Raw genomic sequence first — 19669 nt, 5'->3', positions numbered from 1 at the left:
AAAAAATGCCAGAGTAATAGCCAATTACAACCCCATTTATCCTCGCGCATCGAGATTTTGTTATGACATTGTAATAATGAAAACAGCCGGGATGTCCAATTGACCTTGCCGAAAAATCCCATTAGTTTGGAGATTCGCCACCTCAGGCGGACGGAACCACAAGAGCCAATCGCAATTTATGCAGTCTGTTGACGACAGCGCGATGCAAGGCCGAGCAAGGGAGAAATGCAATGTCACTATATGATCCAAAGCTGGAGAGGGATAACTGTGGCTTCGGCCTGTTGGCCCACATGGAAGGTGAAGCCAGCCACAAGCTTGTCCGTCTCGCGATGTCAGCATTGGCTCGCATGCAGCACCGCGGCGGTATCTCCGCCGATGGCAAGACCGGCGACGGCTGCGGTCTGTTGCTGCAAAAACCCGACAGCTTCTTTAGAGCGGTCGCCGAAGAGAAGGGATGGCACCTGGGCCGCAACTACGCGGTCGGCATGCTGTTCCTCAACCCCGATCCCATCCTGGCCCAGGCCACGCGCGACATCATCGACGAGGAGCTGGAAAAGGAGACCCTGAGTCTGGTCGGCTGGCGCAAGGTGCCCATCGATACCAATGTACTCGGCTCCATCGCCAAGGCGTCCCTGCCCAGCATTGAACAGGTCTTTGTCAACGCCCCGCCTGGCTGGGTCGACAAGGATCTCGAGCGCCGCCTCTACATCGTGCGCCGCCGCATCGAGAAACGCATCAGCGACGACTACTTCTATGTGGTCAGCCTCTCCAACCTGGTCACCGTCTACAAAGGGCTGTGCATGCCGGTGGACCTGCCGCGCTTCTATCTGGATCTCGCCGACATCCGCATGCAGGCGGCCATCTGCGTGTTCCACCAGCGCTTCTCCACCAACACCAGCCCGCGCTGGCCGCTGGCACAGCCGTTCCGCTATCTGGCCCACAACGGCGAGATCAACACCATCGCCGGCAACCGCCAGTGGGCCAAAGCGCGCAGCTACAAGTTCGCCACCCCGCTCATTCCGGATCTGCAAGAGGCAGCCCCCTTCGTCAACACCACGGGGTCGGACTCCTCCAGCCTCGACAACATGCTGGATCTGTTCCTGGCCGGCGGCATGGACCTGTTCCGCGCCATGCGCCTGCTGATCCCGCCGGCGTGGCAGAAGCACCCGAACATGGATGACGACCTGCGCGCCTTCTACGACTTCAACTCCATGCACATGGAGCCCTGGGACGGCCCGGCCGGCATCGTCATGACCGACGGTCGCTACGCCACCTGCGCGCTCGACAGAAACGGCCTGCGCCCGGCCCGCTACGTCATCACCAAGGACAAGTTCATCACGCTGGCCTCCGAAGTTGGCACCTGGGACTACACCCCGGACGAAGTGCTGGAGAAGGGTCGAGTCGGCCCGGGCGAGCTGTTCGTGGTCGACACCAACAACGGCAAAATCTGGACCAGCTTCGAGATCGATGACGATCTCAAGAGCCGTCACACCTACAAGCAGTGGATGGACAAGCACTGCAAGCGGCTGGTGCCGTTCGAGCAGATGGATGACGCCAGCACCGGCGCCCGCGAGTTCTCCGACGAGCAGCTGAAAACCTATCAGAAGCTGTTCGGCTACTCCTATGAGGAGCTGGATCAGATCATCCGGGTACTGGGTGAAAACGGCCAGGAAGCAGTGGGCTCCATGGGGGATGACACACCCATGGCGGTACTATCCTCCAGCCAGCGCACCCTGTACGACTACTTCCGCCAGATGTTCGCCCAGGTCACCAACCCGCCCATCGATCCGCTGCGGGAGAACCACGTCATGTCGCTGGCCACCTGTATCGGCCGCGAGCAGAACGTGTTCAACGAGACCTTCGGCCACGCCCACCGGGTGCTGTTCCAGTCGCCGATCCTGCTCTACTCCGACTTCCACCAGTTGCTGGCCCTGGAAGGGGAGCACTATCGTCATCAGGTGATCAGCCTCAACTTCAGACCCGAAGAGGGGCTGGAAGCGGCCATCCTACGCGTCTGTGAAGAGGCAAAGGCTGCCGCCAAGGCCGGCACCGTGCTGCTGGTGCTCTCGGATCGGGACGTCAGTGCCGACACCCTGCCCATCCCGGCCGCCATGGCGGTAGGGGCGGTGCAGCGCACCCTGGTGGACAACAACCTGCGCTGCGACGCCAACATCCTGGTGGAGACCGCCAGCGTGCGCGACCCGCACCACTTCTCGGTGCTGCTGGGCTTTGGCGCCACCGCCATCTACCCCTACCTCGCCTACGAGACCCTCGCCAAGCAGGTAGAAGAGGGCGTGCTCAAGATGAGCCTGCGCCAAGCCATGCTCAACTACCGCAACGGCATCAACAAGGGGCTCTACAAGGTGATGTCCAAGATGGGCATCAGCACGGTGGCCAGCTACCGTTGCTCCCAGCTGTTTGAAGCGGTGGGCCTCTCCAAAGCCGTGGTCGAGATGTGTTTTCGCGGCGTATCGAGCCGCATCCAGGGTGCCGATTTTGTCGACATCCAGCAGGATCAGTTCAATCTGGCCCGCCAGGCCTGGCTGGCCCGCAAGGCCCTCACCCAGGGTGGCCTGCTCAAATTCGTCCACGGCGGTGAATATCACACCTACAACCCGGACGTGGTGCAGACCCTGCAAGTGGCGGTGCGCTCCGGCAACTATGCCGATTACAAGGAGTACGCGCGTCTGGTAAACGAGCGGCCGGTCGCCACCCTGCGCGATCTGCTCACTCTGAAGAAGGTCGACAATCCGGTAGCGCTGGATCAAGTGGAGCCTGCGGCCAAGCTGTTCCCCCGCTTCGACTCCGCCGCCATGTCCATCGGCGCCCTGGGCCCGGAAGCCCACGAGGCCCTGGCCATCGCCATGAACCGCCTCGGCGGCCAGAGCAACTCCGGCGAAGGCGGTGAAGATCCCAAGCGCTTTGGCACCGAGAAGAATTCGCGCATCAAGCAGGTGGCCTCGGGGCGCTTTGGCGTCACTCCCCACTACCTGATGAACGCCGACGTGGTGCAGATCAAGGTGGCTCAGGGCGCCAAGCCCGGCGAAGGGGGTCAGCTGCCCGGTGACAAGGTGACGGCCCAGATCGCCAAGCTGCGTTACTCCGTGCCCGGCGTGACCCTGATCTCGCCGCCGCCCCACCACGACATCTACTCCATCGAGGATCTGGCCCAGCTCATCTTCGACATCAAGCAGATCAACCCGAACTGCCTGGTGTCGGTCAAGCTGGTCTCCGAGCCCGGCGTCGGCACCATCGCCTGCGGCGTGGCCAAGGCCTATGCGGACTTCATCACCGTCTCCGGCTACGACGGCGGCACCGGTGCAAGCCCCCTCACCTCGGTCAAGTACGCCGGCTCCCCCTGGGAGTTGGGGCTGGCCGAAACCCAGCAGGCCCTGGTCGCCAACGGCCTGCGCCACAAGGTGCGCCTGCAGGTAGACGGCGGTCTCAAGACGGGTCTGGACATCATCAAGGCGGCCATCCTCGGCGCCGAGAGCTTTGGCTTCGGCACCGGCCCCATGGTGGCGCTCGGCTGCAAATACCTGCGCATCTGCCACCTGAACAACTGCGCCACCGGCGTCGCCACCCAGGATGAGAAGCTGCGCCGCGAGCACTTCACCGGTCTGCCGGAGATGGTGATGAACTACTTCAAGTTCATCGCCGAGGAGACTCGCGAGCTGATGGCCCAGCTTGGTGTCACCCAGCTCACCGACCTGATTGGCCGTACCGATCTGCTGGAAGCCCTGCACGGCCTCACCGCCCGTCAGGCCAAGCTGGACTTGTCCGGCATCCTGGCCCGTCCGGTAGCACCAGAAGGCTCCAGCCTGTTCAGCCAGCAGCACAACCCCACCTTCGACAAGGGGCCGCTCAACCTCAAGATGGTGGAAGACCTGCTGGAGGCCGTCGAGAACATGAGCGGCGGCGAGTTCCGCTACGACATCCGCAACACTGACCGCTCGGTGGGGGCGCGCCTCTCCGGCGAGATCGTCAAGCGCCACGGCAACCAGGGGATGGCGGCCGATCCGGTCAAGGTACACTTCAACGGTACCGCCGGCCAAAGCTTCGGCGTCTGGAACGCGGGTGGCCTTGAGATGATCCTCACCGGGGATGCCAACGACTACGTGGGCAAGGGGATGACCGGCGGCAAGCTGGTGATCAAACCCCACGTCGGCGTGGCGTTCAAATCCCACGAGGCGGCCATCATCGGCAACACCTGCCTCTACGGCGCCACCGGCGGCAAGCTCTATGCCGCAGGCACCGCCGGCGAGCGCTTCGCGGTGCGCAACTCCGGTGCGCTGGCGGTCGTCGAGGGCATTGGCGACAACGGCTGTGAATACATGACAGGCGGCATCGTCACCGTGCTCGGCGAGACCGGCGTCAACTTCGCGGCGGGCATGACCGGCGGCTTTGCCTATGTGCTCGACGAGTGCGGCAGCTTCGCCAAGCGCACCAACCCCGAGCTGGTTGAACTGCTGGATGTGGCGGATCTTGCCATCCACCAGGAGCACCTACGCGGCATCATCACGGCGCACCTCAACGAAACCGGCAGCTCGCGCGCCGAGGAGATCCTGGCCAATTTCGACTCCTATGTGCCCAAGTTCAGGCTGATCAAACCCAAGTCCAGCGACGTCAAGTCCCTGTTGGGTCACACCAGTCGTTCCAGTGCAGAACTCAGAATCCAGGCGCAATAAGGAGGGAACCCTATGAGCCAGAACGTATTCCAGTTTATCGACGTCCAGCGGGTCGACCCGCCGAAGAAGCCGCTCAAGATCCGCAAGATCCAGTTTGTGGAGATCTACGAGTCCTTCAACCAGGCCCAGGTCGGCATGCAGGCGGATCGCTGCCTCGACTGCGGCAACCCCTATTGCGAGTGGAAGTGCCCGGTGCACAACTACATCCCCAACTGGCTGAAACTGGCCAACGAGGGACGCATCCTGGAGGCGGTGGAGCTCTCCCACCAGACCAACAGCCTGCCGGAAGTGTGCGGCCGCGTCTGCCCGCAAGACAGATTGTGCGAGGGTGCCTGCACCCTCAACGATCGCTTCGGCGCCGTGACCATCGGCAACATCGAAAAATACATCACCGACAAGGCGTTCGAGATGGGCTGGCGCCCGGATCTCTCCAAGGTGGTGAAGACCGGCAAACGGGTCGCCGTCATCGGCGCCGGTCCCGCGGGCCTCGCCTGTGCCGACGTGCTGGCACGCAATGGCGTGACCCCGGTGGTGTTCGACAAGTATCCGGAGATAGGCGGCCTGCTCACCTTCGGCATCCCCTCTTTCAAGCTGGAAAAGGAAGTGATGCAGCGCCGGCGCGAGATCTTCGAGGGGATGGGCGTGGAGTTCCGCCTCGAGACCGAAGTGGGCCGTGACGTCACCTTCGCCGACCTGCTTGGCGAGTTCGATGCGGTCTTCCTCGGGGTCGGCACCTACAAATATATGAAGGGCGGCTTTGCCAACGAAGAGGCGCCGGGGGTTTACGACGCCCTGCCCTACCTCATCTCCAACGCGAACCGCTTGCTGGGCTTCGAGAAGGCGCAAGCCGATTACATCGACTTCGCCGGCAAGCAGGTGGTGGTGCTGGGCGGTGGTGACACCGCCATGGACTGCGTGCGCACCGCCATCCGTCAAGGGGCCGATCGGGTGATCTGCGCCTACCGCCGCGACGCCGAGAACATGCCAGGCTCCAAGCGGGAGGTGAAGAACGCCCAGGAGGAGGGGGTGGAATTTATGTTCAACCTCCAGCCCATCGGCGTGGAGCTGGACGCCCATGGCCATACCTGCGGCATCAAGGTGGTGAGCACAGAGCTTGGCGCCCCCGATGCCAACGGCCGCCGCAATCCTGTCGTGATCGAAGGTTCCGAGCAGGTGTTGGCTGCCGATGCGGTGGTGATGGCGTTCGGCTTCCAGCCCAACCCCCAGCCCTGGATGGCGGAGTACGGCATCGAGCTCGACGGCCGGGATCGCATCAAGGCGTCGGAGCAGGCCGAGTACGCCTTCCAGACCAGCAACCCCAAGGTGTTCGCCGGTGGTGACGCGGTGCGCGGCTCGGATCTGGTGGTGACCGCCATCTACGAGGGTCGCAAGGCCGCCGAAGGGATCATGGACTATCTGGCCGTATAACCCGCCATCCCTGACCTGTACCAACTAACAAACAGCCCCGCTTATGCGGGGCTGTTGTTTTATGTTTGTCGCAAACCGCGATGCAATACCGGGAACACCCTAGCCAGGTCATGTCGGGGAGGCGCCTGGAGATCATGAAAAAGGGGACATGAGGCAGGCGGCGGGATGGTCACGGCACATCATGAACGACTCCGCTGGCGGTAGCGCGCCAGCGGAGGGGATCAGGCGGGTTGCGGCTCCCGCGGTATGGTGGTGACCCAGTGACGACGCCAGTGCGGCGCCTCGTAGAGATCGGGCCAGAACTCGGTCTGGTGCCAGATGGCATTGCCGCGCACCGTGTGAAAGGTGATGGCACGGGCCTCCACCTCGCCATCGGTGATCAGCACCTCGGTCACCACTTCCCGCCCCTGCTCCAGCAGGCGGACGACGTCGAAGTTCCAGGGACCGGCCGCCGGATAGCGCCGGTTGATCTCGACGAAGTTGCAGCGCCCTTCTATTCGCTCCCCCGACTGGGGCCAGTCGCAGATGAAATCTTCGCACAGCCAGCGGGCTGCCTTGGCAAAATCATTGCTCTGCATGGCCTGCCAGTAGGCCTCCACCACCGCTCTTGGTTCCATGGTCTTGTTTTCCATGCCAGCCCTCCTACAGACGCACCACCAGCCACTCCCCCTTGCCCACCGGCACCAGCGAGGTCGCGAAGGCCGGATCCTGCTCCACCTCTGCCATCAACTCGGCCAGCTCCTCCCGATGGGAGACGGCATTGTCCACAACCAGCAGGCCACGGGGGGCCAGCAGGCGCTGGATCTCGGGCCACCAGGCCTGGTAGTGGCGGCGATCGGAGTCGAGGAAGATGAGCTGATAAGCGGCCTTCGGCAGGGTGGGCAGCAGGGAGCCTACATCCCCTGCCAGCTGCTCAATCCAGGCGTCGAGCCCGGCGCGCTCAAAATTGGCGGCCGCCATGGCCCGTTTGCCCTCGTCCAGCTCTATGGTGGTGACCCGGCCCCCCAGCCGTTTCGCCGCTTCAGCCAGCCAGAGGGTGGAGTAGCCGTTGGAGGTGCCTATCTCCAGCACAGCCTGCGCCCCTCTCGTCTGGACCAGCACCGCCAGCAGTTCGCCGGTGTCGCGGGTAATGTTGAGCATCTTGCTGCCACGGGAGTGTTGTGCGCCGTCGTGCCGCTCGCCAAACAGCTCCAGCTCCCGTTTCAGTTGTTCCAGTGCCATGTCTCCTCCTTGACGGTGTAAACGAGTCGGCCCGGTGCATGGCATGGCTGGGCCGACCCCGATGTTCATCATGTGGCTACCTGTTCGTCATCCGGGGGCGTATCCCCCAGCAGGTAGCGAGGGCCGCTGCCAAGGGCGGCGGCCTGATCATCCGGATTGTAAAGTGCACAGTGCTCGAGGGAGAGGCAACCACAGCCGACACAGGCGCCGAGCTTCTCCTTGAGCTGCTGCAGGGCCGCAATGCGCCGATCGAGCAGCCCCTGCCACTGACCGGCAATCCCGACCCAGTCGCTGCGATCCGGGGTGCGCCCCTCGGGCAGGCCGGCCAGGGCCTCGCCTATCTCGCCAAGGCTCAGCCCCATGCCCTGCGCCACCCGGATGAAGGCGATGCGACGCAGCACATCCTGCGGATAGACCCGCTGTCCCCCGTCGCTGCGCACGCTGCGGATCAGCCCCTTCTGCTCGTAAAAGCGCAGGGCGCTGGCCTTGACGCCAGAGCGTTTGGCTATCTGGCCGATGGCCAGCCATTTGCGTTCCATCGCCACGCTTGACCTCAAGTTAGCTTTAACTTGCACAATCCTGTCTCCCCTCACGAAAGGAGTCAAATGATTATGCATCATCTTCATCAACTGCTCGATGCCAACCAGGCATTTGCCCTCAATGGTCGCGGCACCACCAATCACTGCCCGATGGCGCTGCACGCCCTGCATGAGATGGGAGCCAGCCCAGCACGGCTGCAGCGTTTCTTTGCCCACTGGCAGGCCAATCATGCCCTGCCGGGGGGTGAACAACAGCAGGGGGATGAAAAGGAGATGCAGTTTGTCCGGCTGCGTCAGCAGTTGGCAGCACGGCTGGCCGACGAGGGATGGCAGCTCGCCTTTGGCGACCTGCTGGAGCAGGGGCTCTCCCCGGCGGGCGGCGCCTTTCATCCGCTGATCCGCCTGGCCTGCGCGCTGGAAAATGGCCACCTGGGAGAGCAGGCCGCCGCCCTGGCTGCCTGGCAATGCGACCCTTTGCGGGTGCCGGCCGGGCAGGGAGCACCGGTGCAGGATATCGACGGCCTGCTGAGCGTACTTGCGCAACAGTGGGAAGGGTCGCGCTGGCAGGGCGACTGGATCACCGAGCGACTGCGGCAGGTGACGGATGCGCCGACCTGGACGGCGAGATTGTCGGGCGGGCTCCCGTCATCCTCGGATCTGCTGGTGCAGCTGGCCGACGCAGCCCTCGCCCTCTACTGGCAGACCGGCAACTTTACCGTGCTGCACATGGTGACCGGCAGTCGCGCCGCCGCCATCGTCGCCCGCCATTTGCCCGCGCCATGGCAAGGGCGCTGGCAGACCCTGATGTGGCAAGCGGTGGCGGCCGCCTATGTCACGGTCGGCGCACCGTCACTGCAAAGGCCGGTCTGGCCCGATACCGGCAAGCTGGCGTGGCAACACGTGCTGGCCAGCGCGGTGGAGAGCCTCGACGATCATGTGATCAAGCTGGTGCACTGCTGCTGGCGGGAGGGGCTCGCCAGGCCTTTGCTGGCGGAGCGTTATCTGGCGGTGGCTGCCCGCGCAGCGGGTCTGCTGGCGCCCCTTAGCAGGCCGGATGCCATCTAAGGGCTGGGCTCCACAGGATGGGGCCGCCCCTAGGAGGCGGGCAGCCGGGTGAAATGAATGACGGGGCAGCGGGGGGCCACGCCCCGGGTCAGGGTCAGCGGCTGGGCACGGTAGCTGAGCCGGTAGCTGCCGGGCCGGGAGAGATCGTAGACCAGGGTCAGGTCCGCGTCGGCCTGACTCTGCTGACCAGCCCCCAGCAGAAAGAAATCCTCGGCGCCCGGGTTGCCCCGCTTGGCGAGCGGGCCCTTGTAGGGCAGCAGCTGTTCATCGAGGGTGAGATCGATGGCATCGGCAAACCAGCCTTCGAACGGCGTGAACCAGCTCAGCACCTCGAGCGGTCCCTCCCCCCGGTTGGTCAGGGTCATCACCAGCGGCAGCGGCTCGTTGACCCGGCTTTGTGCCTTGACCGACAGCTCGCACTGCAGGGGGGCCAGCGCCAGGGTGGTGAGCAAGAGTGTCATCATGGTCGCTCCTTCCTGTGACAAACGACATGGACAAAAAGGGGCCTTGCGGCCCCCGGTCGGCAAATCAGTTTTCGCTCGGCGTGTTTTCGGCGAAGTACTCGTGGTTGTCGGCGTTGTTGAGCGCCTTGACCGGATCCGTCTTCGCCAGGTTGCGGGCATTGGCCTGACCGTAACCCAGATCGTCGGTGCCCGCCACCACATTGAAGTGGCTCAGCTCGTGGACAATGGTGCCGGCACGGGAGTCAGTCCCGCTGACCGGTGCGGTCCAGAAGCTCTTGCACAGGTAGACCTTGTAAGGCTGATCCGGATAGACATAGGCAAAGTAGCTCTGCTTGCAACCACAGTCGAAGGTGAGCGGCTTGTTATCGATGGCATCCTTGATCTTGCTGAAGTGGGTCTCGGCCTGATCCCAGCGCGACGCATCATAGGCGCCAAACCAGCTGCGGTAACGCTGGCCATCCGGCTTGTCCACCGCCAGGTAGCTGCTGGAGTTGTTGGTGATGCCGCTGGCGGCATCGAGCGCCGCCAGGATGTCGCTCTTCTGGGTGTTGGTGCAGCGGCCGCTGAAGCTGACCGAGGCGGTCACCGCCTGCGGCTCGACCAGGGGAGCCGCCTTGGCCAGCACCCGTTCGTCGCTCACCCCTTCCACCCACAGGGTCACGGCATTGGACTCGCTCGCCTGGGCCTGCTTGGCCTTGGCGGCTTTCGTCTCTTGTGGCAGCGTCGGCAGCAGGTAGCGGATGCTGTACTGGCCCTGGGCGCTCATGTCGTAGAGACCGGAGACTTCAGCCTGCACCGTCAGGCTCTGGCCGGCCTTGAGCAGCTGGAAGTCCTTGTCGGTCGGGGCAGCCCGCTTGATCAGGGCCCCCTCATAGCTGACCTGCTGGCCGTCCCGCTCCACCAGGAACAGGGGGGCATCCTCGCTGCCCGGCAGTTGCCATTTGAGCAGGCGAACCGGCTTGTCCCCGGTGTTGGTCAGGGTCAGGTTGACGCGCACGTCGTCGCTGCTGCCATCCACCAGGGTGAGCTTGGCATCGAGCCCGGCGGCGCAGAGCGGAGAGGCCAGCACGCCGGCCAGCAACAGGGCAATGGGAGTCGCTTTCATCATGTTTCCTCATTCATTGAGTGTCGCCTTGTCAGGCGGTTTGCTTCCTTCAAGGCCCTCTTTGGGGCTCAACCACCCTAGAGCAGTTTTTTTCTGCGACCATCCCACCATATGGGTGACGCCCCCCAGGATAGGGGGAGCGTCGGGCATCCCTCGCTGCTGCGACAACAATCGCGGCCCCTCCCCCTTGCCCCTGTCTGCATTGCCCGTCCGGCGGATTGCATCCATAAAAAACCCCGGCACCGGGCCGGGGTCTTAGACAAATGGCAATCACTCTTTGCAGGGGCCCGCCAGCAGGGCCAGCGCCGGCAGCGCATTGCCCGGCATCAGCCGGTAGGCCTTGTGGTGCTTGACCAGGGTGGTCTTCTTGTTGCCCTGGCTCAGCAGCAGGCCGTGGGTGAAGGCGCCTTGCGCCAATCGGGCCTCGTCGCCGCGCACATAGAGGGTGAGCGGCTTGACCAGCTCGCCCGCCTCGATGTGGCCCTGATATTCGCTGGCACTGATGATGAGGCTCGGCTGACCGCCCGATTGCAGGCGCAGCTTGGCGCTCACCTCGCTGTCGGTAATCACTAACCAACCCTCGGCCGCGAGCTCGGCCAGCAGGGCCGCCAGCTTGCTCCCCAGCTGCAGTGGTTCGCATGTGGCCCGCTCATACTGGCGAATGATCCGCTCAAGCAGCCCCTTGAGATCGGCGCCGGCCCCCAGGGTGCGGCCCAGCTGCACCCACTCTTTCAAATCCTCCATCACCAGGCGGGAGAAGCGCTTCTCCTTGAGGGATTCCGCCATCCAGCTGCAGAGAAAGTGGCTCTCTTGCGCCGGGGTGCGCTTGCCAGCCTTCTGCTCGGCGGTACGGGCCAGTTCGGCCAGGCTCTGGCCGGCCATCTCGAGCAGGGCCTGATTGTAGGTGGGAGAGGTCATAAGCAATCCTTGAGTTGACCACCACGGGTCAACACCGATGACAGAGAAGGCAAAGGCGCCAGTGGCGCCTTTGCGGTTCAATAGAGCGTGCGCCCTTATTTAGGCTGACGCGGCTTCTTGGCGGCCGCCAGGCGCTTGAGGCGCTGGCCCTGCAACTTGGACTCCGCCATGGCCTGGGCGGCGGCGTTGTCTTCACGCTGGGGGCGCTTGCCGAAGCGGCGGCGCTCCTGCAGCTGCTTGATCAGCTCGTCGCGGCTGCTCACCTCGTAGCCCGGCACCATGATGCGGCGGATCTTCTGGCCGATCAGCGCCTCGATCTCCAGCAGGGTGCGCTCTTCTTCACGGCTGACGAAGGAGATGGCCATGCCGCTCTTGCCGGCGCGACCGGTACGGCCGATGCGGTGCACATAGTCTTCGGCGAGGAACGGCAGATCATAGTTGACCACGTATTCGAGGTTCGGGATGTCCAGCCCGCGCGCGGCCACTTCGGTGGCCACCAGTACCCGCAGCTTGCCTTCGCTGAATTCGCGCAGGGCGCGGCGGCGGCTGCCCTGGGCCTTGTCGCCGTGCACCACGGCGGATTTGATGCCATCGAGGTTCAGCTCCTCCACCAGCTCGTCGCAGCTCTCGCGGGTGCTGGCGAACACCAGCACCTGCTGCCAGTTCTGCTTGCCGATGAGCTCGGAGAGCAGCTCGCGCTTGCGCTTCTGCTCCACCGGGTAGACGGTGTGGCTGACGGTGTCGGCAGTGGAGTTCTGCTTGTTGACGGCCACCACCTGCGGCTTGTCCAACATCAGGTTGGCCAGCTTTTTCACCGCCTCGGAGAAGGTGGCGGAGAACAGCAGGTTCTGGCGGGTCTTGTTGACCGCCTGCAGGATCTTCTGCACATCGGCACTAAAGCCCATGTCGAGGATGCGGTCCGCTTCGTCCAGCACCAGGGTCTCGACCCCGGAGAGGCTCAGGTTGCAGGCGGTGAGATGTTCGAGCAGACGGCCCGGGGTCGCCACGATAATGTGAGCGCCCGCTTTCAACCGCTTGGCCTGCACGTCCTGCTTGCCGCCACCAACGATGGTGAGGGTGGTGATATCCAGATACTTGGCGAAGTCATTGATGTTGCTCGCCACCTGGGCCGCCAGCTCGCGGGTCGGGGTCAGGATCAGCACCCGGGCGTTGGAAGGCTGCACCGGCGCCGGATTGTCCACCAGTCGCTGCAGGATCGGCAGGGCGAAGGCGGCGGTCTTGCCGGTGCCGGTCTGGGCGCTGGCCAGCAGGTCACGGCCACGGCGCACGGCCGGGATGGCCTGGCTCTGCACAGGGGTCATCTCCTGATAACCGCACTCTGAGATGGCGCGCAAAATCTCGGGGGCAAAATCGAACGATTCAAATCTCATAATGGGTTCCTGTGTTCCAGCGGGACTGTGGCTGGCCTGGTTGGCTCGGCATGAGCAAGAAGTCGGCTATGACCACCGACGGCTGTGCCTGACATCAAGTCAGAGAGTGGCCGGAAAATGGCGGGCGCGAAGTGTAACAGATAGGCGGCGCAAATTCTGCCTCAAAAACGTTCCTTTTCACGGCGTCCCGGATCGCCCCCCATGGGCCGGTCCGGGCTGGCTCCAGCTTAGCCTCCCCGCCCGTTTCTGACCTGGAAATCGCGCTGGAACAGGCACATGCGGATGGCGGTGCGGTAGTGGCCATCGATGAAAAACTCCTCTTTGAGCTCCCCTTCCGGCTCGAATCCCAGCGCCTGATAGATGTGGATGGCCCGGGCGTTGTCCCGATCGACGATGAGATAGAGCTTGTGCAGGTTGAGCACATTGAAGGCGTACGTCATCGCCTTGAGGGTTGCGCTCCTGGCATACCCCTTCCCCTGATGGGCGGGGGCGATGATGATCTGGAATTCGGCGCGGCGATGGATGCTGCGAATGTCCACCAGCTCCACCAGCCCCACCTGACTGCCCGCCACCTCGAGGATGAAGCGGCGCTCATGCTGGTCGTGGATGTGCTTGTCATAGAGCTGGGCCAGCTCCATGTAAGCCTCGTAAGGCTCCTCGAACCAGTAGCGCATGATGCTGGCGTTGTTGTTGAGCTGATGAACGAACTTGAGATCCTCGCGCTCGAGGGGACGAAGGGTAAGGGTGTCGGGGGATGACATAAGGTACCTGCTTGCAGATTGGAAGGGCGCCGGCCCGCCAAAGGGGGCGGCGCCATGACATGAAGAGGGGAAGAAACGGGGGCAAGGCCCCTGCCCCCTTAGCGGATGCGGTTGGTCGGTCGCTTGAGCAGACGGATGGCGATAGCCGCCATGGCGATAACGAAGAGACCGAGGGAGGTCACCAGCAGACACTTGGTCAGCAGCTCGTGGTGCTGGGCGAACACCGGGGTCGCCATCACGAACTTGCCCACCAGGCTCAATACCAGGGCCCAGAGGAAGGCGCTGGCGAAGCTGGCGATCATCACCCGTGGCAGATGCAGACGCGAGACCCCCATCAGCATGGGCGTCAACACCCGCACGAACGGCACGAAGCGGGAGGAGAACATGGCCCAGAAGCCGTAGTTGTGCAGCAGGCGAGAGGCCCGCGGCAGGCTGCCATCCGGGATCATCCGCTCCACGTGGCCCATGAAGGAGGTGCCGTGCAGCGCCTGGCCCTGCACGTAGGCGATGAGGCTGCCAAGCCCGGCGGCAAGCGGCATGTAGAGCAGCGTCACCTCGGGGCCGAGCACCCCCATGCCCACCAGGCCGCCGGCCAGCAGCACCAGGCTGTCGCCGGGCAGGGGCAGGAACACGAAACTCGATTCGAGAAACAGGATCACCACCAGGCAGGTGACGAGCAGGCCCACGGCCTGCATCTGGATCAATTGGTCAAAGTCCTGTTGCCATATGGCAAGCAGCATCTCCTGCATCTGGTGACTCCCATCAACTTCATGAGGTGGCCCGACGGCCTCCGGTGCGGCAGACCCTCCCCTGTCGCCAACCCCTCTCTTCCCTGAGGGAGGCCCGTTATACACCCGGCCAAGTGAACAAGAAATTAATACAGGTCACGGATAGACGAGATAATCGGCTGCGGGCTCTAAAAAAATGAGGCCCGCATCTGTCGTGCGGGCCCCGGCCATCCAGGTACTCAGCTGTATTTGAGCCGCTGCAGCTTGGTGAGGGTGAGCAGGGTCTGGGCCGAGAGATCGCACACCGACAGCACGAAGGCGAGCTCGTCCGGGTGCCAGACCTCCTCCAGCCTGGCCCGCTCGGCGATGATGAAACCGAGCAGCTCATCCCCGTGCTTGAGGGGCGCCATCAGGATGGTGCCGGAGAGCCCCTCCAGCCCGAGCTGGGCCAGCATGGCGCCAAAGCGGGTCAGATCGTAGGGCTCGCGCAGGATGAGGCAGGGCTCGTGCTCGGGCTTGGAGGATTCGTAGCGCCCCTGGATCAGCGCATAGGGCAGGTGAAACCCCTGCTGATGGTGGAGCTTGGGCAGGAAGAAGAGATCCTGGCAGTACATGGATTGCCTGTCTTCGGCGCTGAACCAGACGCTGGCCCGCACCGCCCCGGTGCCGGCGCAGATCGCCTCGTTGATGTGACGGGCGGCCTGGCCCGGATCCTCACCGGTCAGCAGATCGCTCTTGGCCAGGTGAATGAGGGCGCCGTGCTGCAGCTTCTGGCGGGCTTCGCTGTCGGCCTGCTGCTGGCGCAGGCTGTCGAGGTGATCGAGCATCCGATTGCAGTCGACGGCCACCTGGGAGATCTCGTCACTGCCCTCCACCAGCAGGCGGCGTACCGCCCCGTCCTCGCCGATGAGCCGCAGGTTGGCACTCAACCGCTGCAGGCGGGCGGCGATATAGCCGTTGAGGATCAGCAGCACCAGGCCGCCAAACAGCAGTACCCCCAGGCTCAGCAGCCAGAAGATGCGCCGCTCGACGGCCTTGCCCTCCAGCATCAGATCCCGTGGCAGGGTGAAGCGAAAGATCAGGGGATCTTCCTCTCGCAAGGTATCGATCTGGGCCAGGGTGAGCAGCCGCTCCTCCTGCGGCAGGATCAGGCTGTCATTGGCCCTGAGCCTGGCCAGGGTGGTGACCCCCAGACTGGTGGCCAGCTGCTGCGGACTGAGAAACGAGAGCGACAGATTGGTGCGCTTTTGCAGCTGATGAACCAGCCGGGTGTTGAAAGCCTTGAGCAGCAGCAGGGTGCCGCGGCTCGGCCCCTCCCCCTCGCTGGTCAGGATCTGGGTGGCGGCCAGCAGGTAGTAGCGCTCCCCGTCGAACCAGATGCCACCATTGGGCTTGAGGCTGCCGTAGCGCACCAGATAGTCGGTGAGCGGCGCGAGCTCGTCCGGCGTCGGCGCCAGCAGCTTGCCACCGTGATAGGCAAAGGCCACCTGCGGCTGCTTGTCGGCGTCATAAAGAGCCACCAGATCCACCGCCAGGGTCTCGAAGGTGCGGGCGTTGAGGTTGGCCGCCAGATAGGCGGGATCCCGGCTCGCCATGTAGGCGTAAGTGTCATCCCACTCGGACCAGTCCTGCCCCAGGATGGTGAGCTGATCCAGTTCGGCCTGCACCACGGCCCTGACCCGCTCGCGGTTGCGCTCCACGCTCAGGCGCTCCAGCTCGCCGAACTTGTTGCCCACCACATAATGGAGGCCGACATAGCCGACCCCCAGCAACAGCAGCAGCGTCAGCACTATGGTCAGCGTAATCTTGCGGCTGATCTTCATCTTTACCCACACTCCCGAACAGGTGACCCATTGAGTTTAATGGATTTTGCCTCGCCATCCGCCTTGTGTGCGAAAAACCTCGCCAGAGTGCTCAACCCTTCGCCGCGGGGATAAAACGTCGCCTGGAAAGGTTCATTCGACTCGGCATATGAGCTGCCAAGCCAGCCAAAAATCGCTACAGTGTAACCGTGCCTCAGCGCAAGAGGCGTCACGGAGCCCGCCATGCTCATACCACTCGTTCACCCGCTGCGCAGCGCCCTGCTGCTCACCCCGCTGCTTGGCCTCGGCCAGCCGGCCATGGCCGAGGAGGAGTCGCGGGTGCAACAACGCGCCAATGCGGTGGTCTCCCTGATGACCTTTACCGTGGTGCCCGACATCACCGCCAGCAACATCAACATCGGCAGCGGCACCAATCAATCCTCGGCCCTCAACATGACCCAGGTCGGCGGCGGCGCCACCATGAGCGAGAGCGTGCCGGTTTATCTGGAAGGAACCCTGGGATTCAGCCGCTACGATCCCCAGTTCGTGATCAGCAACGGCAGCGAGAGCCGCACCCTCCCCACCAAGTGGAACAGCCTGACGGCCACCGGCGGGATCGGCTGGGACATAGGGCTGCACCGGGACAGACACGGCGGCAACCTGGTGCTGCGCCCCATCGGCAACGTCACCCTCGGCACGGTGGCGAGCGATCTGCGCATCGGCAACTGGCTGCTGGGCCAGTACACCGGCAAGAACCTCGACTTTCTCGATGGTGGCCGGCTCGACGTCTATGGCCTCGGCGGCGCCATGATGCTGGACTACGAGCTCTTCTCCCCCGCTCAGGACATCGACGCCGAGCTGCGTTACTCCTATCAGCACCTGCAGAGTTTTGGCGGCACCGCCGCCAGCGTGACCGGCCAGGCCAACGCCGAAAACCTCGGCCTCTATCTGCGCCGCCGCGCCCCCATCGGCAGTCTGACGCTGCTGGGCAAACCCGTGCGCTACGTGCTGGAGGGGGCTCGCACCGAATACCTGGGCGAGCAGCGCGGCCTGCTCGGCTTCAACTCACTCAACTCCCTCGGCCTCGGGCTGGAGCTCGACAGCAGCAAGTACGATATCTTCGTCACCCGCACCCGGCTGGTGGCCCGCTATATGTTCAGCCACAACACTAGCGGCTACGGCGTCGGGCTGGCGATGAGTTTCTAGGCCAACCCCTGCATTTATTTGCCTGCGCCGCTGGCTCCGCAATGGGTCCAGCCACCACGGCGACAACATCGGGCTGGCGATGCACCGCCAGGCCAGCCCCTGCACTTATTTGCCTGCGCCGCTGGCTCAGGGCGTTGTGCCGCCTTCCTCGTCAAAGGTGGCGGCCAGGGACACCAAATAGACCGTCATGCCCCGCTGGCTATCAGACACACCGCCTATCACTTTTGCCGGCCCCGGAGAGAGGAAGACCTGGTTGCTGAGCTCGCGCCGCTCGCCACTCTTGCCCAGCTGCAAGATGGTGATGTGGTAGACACCCGCGTCCTGACTATCGCGTGCCACCTTCACCCGCTCCCCCTCTCTTTCGAACTGCCACACGGGGCCACCCTGGGCAGGGATCTCGATGTAACGGCTTTGCGCTGACAGTGGCTGCACGGTCAATTCCGTCGCACTCGCGGCAGAGCCAGCGAGCAGCAGGCTAAAGAGTATGGCGTTTGTCATGATGGCTTCCTTCCCGGTTCATATGGTATTGCCGTGGTACAAGGTAAACGGGTTGCCAGCAGGCAACCCTCACTTGCTTTACAAAAAGGTGGCAATCCTAACCAGTTTTCATCGCATAGCACAGGGGGCCTCCCTCAACGCGGCTCCCTACGCCAGGCTGTCGCTACCAACCGCTTGATCCCGCTCGCACTTTTTCATCATTGAGTGATTTAACATTGCCAGATGACCCTGTATAAAAAGAGAACGCCCTTGTCTGCTGCACCAACCATGGATATCAGGGGCTTCCCAGACGGAAGAGATCGACAAGGACATCACCATGGCCAAGTTCCTCAATACCAGTGCAACCAATTACTTTCTTGAAGAACTGATCAAAGACGCCAAGGAGCGACTGATCCTGATCAGCCCCTTCCTCAAGCTCAATGACAGGATCAAGGAGCTGCTGACCGACAAGAACCGCCTCAAGATCGATGTACGGATCGTCTATGGCAAAAGTGAGCTTCAGCCGGAAGAGATCAGCTGGCTCAAGGAGCTCACCTATATCCGCACCAGCTTTTGCAAGAACCTCCATGCCAAGTGCTACCTCAATGAAGAGATGTGCATCATCACCAGCCTGAATCTCTATGAGTTCAGCCAGGTGAATAACAACGAGATGGGGGTATTGATCCAGCGTTCGCAAGACAGCGACCTGTACCGCGATGCCTACGATGAAGCCCAGCGCATTATCCGGGTGAGCGAAGAGGTGCGCATCACGTTGGAGCGCGTCACAAGCGACAGTGACCAGCAGGACACCGTGGCCGCCCATGCAGGTCCGGCACCGGTTTGTCCCAAATGCGGTACAACCATGGTACTGAGGACCAGCAAACGGGGAGATACCAAGGGCAACAGCTTCTGGGGCTGCCCCAGCTATCCCAAATGCCGCAGCATCATCCCCATCGAGACACATCCTTGACCCAGGTCTGTGAAGGCTAAATCACATGGATATTACTGCTGCCATAGCGCCGCTGCTGACTCAGCTCTGGTTTCTCCTGCCACTGCTGTTGATTGCCACCCTGATCAAAACACCCTGGTTCAAGGGGATGATCGGGGAGTGGTTTATCAATCTCAGCCTCCGTCTCTTTCTCGACAAGCAGGAATATCACCTGCTCAAGGACGTAACCCTGCCCACCCCGCAGGGCACGACCCAAATCGACCATGTGCTGGTGTCACGCTTCGGGGTTTTCGTGATAGAGACCAAAAACATAAAGGGGTGGATATTCGGCAATCCTGCCCATAAAAGCTGGACCCAGCAGATCTATCGCCGCAGGCACTGTTTTCAAAATCCCCTGCGCCAGAACTATCTGCATGTGATGACCCTCAGATCCCTGCTTGGGCTGGCGGATCACCAGCTTCACTCCGTCATCTTCTTTATCGGCGACTGCACTTTCAAAACCCCTGTGCCAGACAACGTGATGAACCGCGGGCTCATTCGTTATATCAAAGGCAACACCACACCGGTTTTGACACCTACCGAAGTAACCCGGGTTATCGACACCATCCAGCGAGGACGACTGGCCGCCAACTGGCAGACCCACAGACAGCATGTGGCACAGCTCAAGGCTCGGCACGGAGTTGCCACCCAGCCTGTGCTCACCCGCGAGACTCGTCCTGCACCTTCCTCACCAACTGCCATCGCGCTGGCAAACAAGGTCGAGGTGCCGACTTGCCCCAGATGCGGTAATACCATGGTGCTGCGCACCGCCAGTCGAGGTAACAACAAGGGTAATCAGTTTTGGGGATGCAGTAATTATCCAAGATGCAAAAGTATTCGTTGCTGCTTAAACGCATTGCATTTTCCTATTAAAAACTAACATTTAAT

Annotated in this window: 17 protein-coding genes; 6 read left to right on the top strand and 11 right to left on the bottom strand. The window is 62.8% G+C overall.

Features of this window, described 5'->3' with window-relative positions:
• Window positions 1–230: 230 nt before the first annotated feature.
• Window positions 231–4688: a glutamate synthase large subunit gene (gltB, locus tag PG897_RS18710; RefSeq protein WP_201883950.1), complete on the top strand. Its 4458-nt coding sequence runs from the start codon at window positions 231–233 to the stop codon at window positions 4686–4688.
• A gap of 12 nt (window positions 4689–4700) precedes the next feature.
• Window positions 4701–6116 (top strand): FAD-dependent oxidoreductase, encoded by a 1416-nt coding sequence (locus PG897_RS18705; RefSeq protein ID WP_201883948.1) that lies wholly within the window; start codon window positions 4701–4703, stop codon window positions 6114–6116.
• 221 nt (window positions 6117–6337) lie between these two features.
• Here PG897_RS18705 and PG897_RS18700 read toward each other — a convergent pair whose 3' ends face one another.
• The 3 genes from PG897_RS18700 to soxR form a co-directional block, all read right to left on the bottom strand.
• Entirely contained in the window at window positions 6338–6748 is a 411-nt protein-coding gene (locus PG897_RS18700; RefSeq protein ID WP_005302558.1) for a nuclear transport factor 2 family protein, read from the bottom strand.
• A gap of 10 nt (window positions 6749–6758) precedes the next feature.
• A complete protein-coding gene (locus tag PG897_RS18695) occupies window positions 6759–7337 on the bottom strand; it encodes an O-methyltransferase (protein ID WP_201883946.1) in 579 nt (192 codons plus the stop codon).
• Between the two features lie 68 nt (window positions 7338–7405).
• On the bottom strand, window positions 7406–7876 hold the full coding sequence (soxR, locus tag PG897_RS18690; protein WP_201883944.1) for a redox-sensitive transcriptional activator SoxR: 471 nt from the start codon (window positions 7874–7876) through the stop codon (window positions 7406–7408).
• Window positions 7877–7942: 66 nt separating this feature from the next.
• Between soxR and PG897_RS18685 the strand changes: the two genes are divergently transcribed.
• Complete coding sequence (locus PG897_RS18685; RefSeq protein ID WP_201883942.1) at window positions 7943–8941, top strand: questin oxidase family protein; 999 nt, start codon at window positions 7943–7945, stop codon at window positions 8939–8941.
• 29 nt (window positions 8942–8970) lie between these two features.
• Here the strand turns inward: PG897_RS18685 and PG897_RS18680 are convergent, their stop codons facing one another.
• The 7 genes from PG897_RS18680 to PG897_RS18650 form a co-directional block, all read right to left on the bottom strand.
• Entirely contained in the window at window positions 8971–9405 is a 435-nt protein-coding gene (locus tag PG897_RS18680) for a protease (protein WP_201883940.1), read from the bottom strand.
• Window positions 9406–9469: 64 nt separating this feature from the next.
• The gene (locus PG897_RS18675; RefSeq protein WP_024943437.1) at window positions 9470–10513 is read right to left on the bottom strand and encodes a M35 family metallo-endopeptidase; all 1044 of its coding nucleotides are present in this window, start codon (window positions 10511–10513) and stop codon (window positions 9470–9472) included.
• 267 nt (window positions 10514–10780) lie between these two features.
• Window positions 10781–11428, bottom strand: a complete 648-nt coding sequence (locus PG897_RS18670; RefSeq protein ID WP_201883936.1) for a DUF2913 family protein — start codon at window positions 11426–11428, stop codon at window positions 10781–10783.
• A 95-nt stretch (window positions 11429–11523) separates the two neighbouring features.
• Entirely contained in the window at window positions 11524–12819 is a 1296-nt protein-coding gene (locus PG897_RS18665; RefSeq protein ID WP_005302574.1) for a DEAD/DEAH box helicase, read from the bottom strand.
• Between the two features lie 227 nt (window positions 12820–13046).
• Entirely contained in the window at window positions 13047–13580 is a 534-nt protein-coding gene (gene speG / locus PG897_RS18660) for a spermidine N1-acetyltransferase (RefSeq protein WP_017783097.1), read from the bottom strand.
• A 98-nt stretch (window positions 13581–13678) separates the two neighbouring features.
• Window positions 13679–14329, bottom strand: coding sequence for a DedA family protein (locus PG897_RS18655; protein ID WP_010633561.1), 651 nt, complete (start codon window positions 14327–14329; stop codon window positions 13679–13681).
• Window positions 14330–14547: 218 nt separating this feature from the next.
• On the bottom strand, window positions 14548–16131 hold the full coding sequence (locus PG897_RS18650) for a CHASE4 domain-containing protein (protein ID WP_024943435.1): 1584 nt from the start codon (window positions 16129–16131) through the stop codon (window positions 14548–14550).
• Between the two features lie 222 nt (window positions 16132–16353).
• Between PG897_RS18650 and PG897_RS18645 the strand changes: the two genes are divergently transcribed.
• Complete coding sequence (locus tag PG897_RS18645; RefSeq protein WP_010633558.1) at window positions 16354–17316, top strand: autotransporter domain-containing protein; 963 nt, start codon at window positions 16354–16356, stop codon at window positions 17314–17316.
• A 126-nt stretch (window positions 17317–17442) separates the two neighbouring features.
• Here the strand turns inward: PG897_RS18645 and PG897_RS18640 are convergent, their stop codons facing one another.
• Window positions 17443–17814, bottom strand: coding sequence for a hypothetical protein (locus PG897_RS18640; RefSeq protein ID WP_017766686.1), 372 nt, complete (start codon window positions 17812–17814; stop codon window positions 17443–17445).
• 316 nt (window positions 17815–18130) lie between these two features.
• Here PG897_RS18640 and PG897_RS18635 point away from each other — a divergent pair, with 316 nt between their 5' ends.
• The gene (locus PG897_RS18635) at window positions 18131–18763 is read left to right on the top strand and encodes a phospholipase D family protein (protein WP_201883934.1); all 633 of its coding nucleotides are present in this window, start codon (window positions 18131–18133) and stop codon (window positions 18761–18763) included.
• A 25-nt stretch (window positions 18764–18788) separates the two neighbouring features.
• Window positions 18789–19661, top strand: a complete 873-nt coding sequence (locus tag PG897_RS18630) for a nuclease-related domain-containing protein (RefSeq protein WP_201885388.1) — start codon at window positions 18789–18791, stop codon at window positions 19659–19661.
• Window positions 19662–19669: the final 8 nt, after the last annotated feature.

It is taken from the genome of Aeromonas sp. QDB20 (assembly GCF_027707805.1).
Lineage (GTDB): Bacteria > Pseudomonadota > Gammaproteobacteria > Enterobacterales > Aeromonadaceae > Aeromonas > Aeromonas dhakensis.
Note: the sequence above shows the minus strand (reverse complement) of the source record. Positions and strands in the feature narration are given on the sequence as shown.

Bases quoted from the DNA above. Each gene is read 5' to 3' on its own strand.
- PG897_RS18685 (WP_201883942.1), top strand. From the start codon at position 7,943: ATGATTATGCATCATCTTCATCAACTGCTCGATGCCAACCAGGCATTT.
- speG (WP_017783097.1), bottom strand. From the start codon at position 13,580: ATGTCATCCCCCGACACCCTTACCCTTCGTCCCCTCGAGCGCGAGGAT.
- PG897_RS18665 (WP_005302574.1), bottom strand. From the start codon at position 12,819: ATGAGATTTGAATCGTTCGATTTTGCCCCCGAGATTTTGCGCGCCATC.
- PG897_RS18675 (WP_024943437.1), bottom strand. From the start codon at position 10,513: ATGATGAAAGCGACTCCCATTGCCCTGTTGCTGGCCGGCGTGCTGGCC.
- PG897_RS18670 (WP_201883936.1), bottom strand. From the start codon at position 11,428: ATGACCTCTCCCACCTACAATCAGGCCCTGCTCGAGATGGCCGGCCAG.
- PG897_RS18640 (WP_017766686.1), bottom strand. From the start codon at position 17,814: ATGACAAACGCCATACTCTTTAGCCTGCTGCTCGCTGGCTCTGCCGCG.
- PG897_RS18680 (WP_201883940.1), bottom strand. From the start codon at position 9,405: ATGATGACACTCTTGCTCACCACCCTGGCGCTGGCCCCCCTGCAGTGC.
- PG897_RS18655 (WP_010633561.1), bottom strand. From the start codon at position 14,329: ATGCAGGAGATGCTGCTTGCCATATGGCAACAGGACTTTGACCAATTG.
- PG897_RS18645 (WP_010633558.1), top strand. From the start codon at position 16,354: ATGCTCATACCACTCGTTCACCCGCTGCGCAGCGCCCTGCTGCTCACC.
- PG897_RS18650 (WP_024943435.1), bottom strand. From the start codon at position 16,131: ATGAAGATCAGCCGCAAGATTACGCTGACCATAGTGCTGACGCTGCTG.
- PG897_RS18705 (WP_201883948.1), top strand. From the start codon at position 4,701: ATGAGCCAGAACGTATTCCAGTTTATCGACGTCCAGCGGGTCGACCCG.
- soxR (WP_201883944.1), bottom strand. From the start codon at position 7,876: ATGGAACGCAAATGGCTGGCCATCGGCCAGATAGCCAAACGCTCTGGC.
- PG897_RS18695 (WP_201883946.1), bottom strand. From the start codon at position 7,337: ATGGCACTGGAACAACTGAAACGGGAGCTGGAGCTGTTTGGCGAGCGG.
- PG897_RS18700 (WP_005302558.1), bottom strand. From the start codon at position 6,748: ATGGAAAACAAGACCATGGAACCAAGAGCGGTGGTGGAGGCCTACTGG.
- gltB (WP_201883950.1), top strand. From the start codon at position 231: ATGTCACTATATGATCCAAAGCTGGAGAGGGATAACTGTGGCTTCGGC.
- PG897_RS18630 (WP_201885388.1), top strand. From the start codon at position 18,789: ATGGATATTACTGCTGCCATAGCGCCGCTGCTGACTCAGCTCTGGTTT.
- PG897_RS18635 (WP_201883934.1), top strand. From the start codon at position 18,131: ATGGCCAAGTTCCTCAATACCAGTGCAACCAATTACTTTCTTGAAGAA.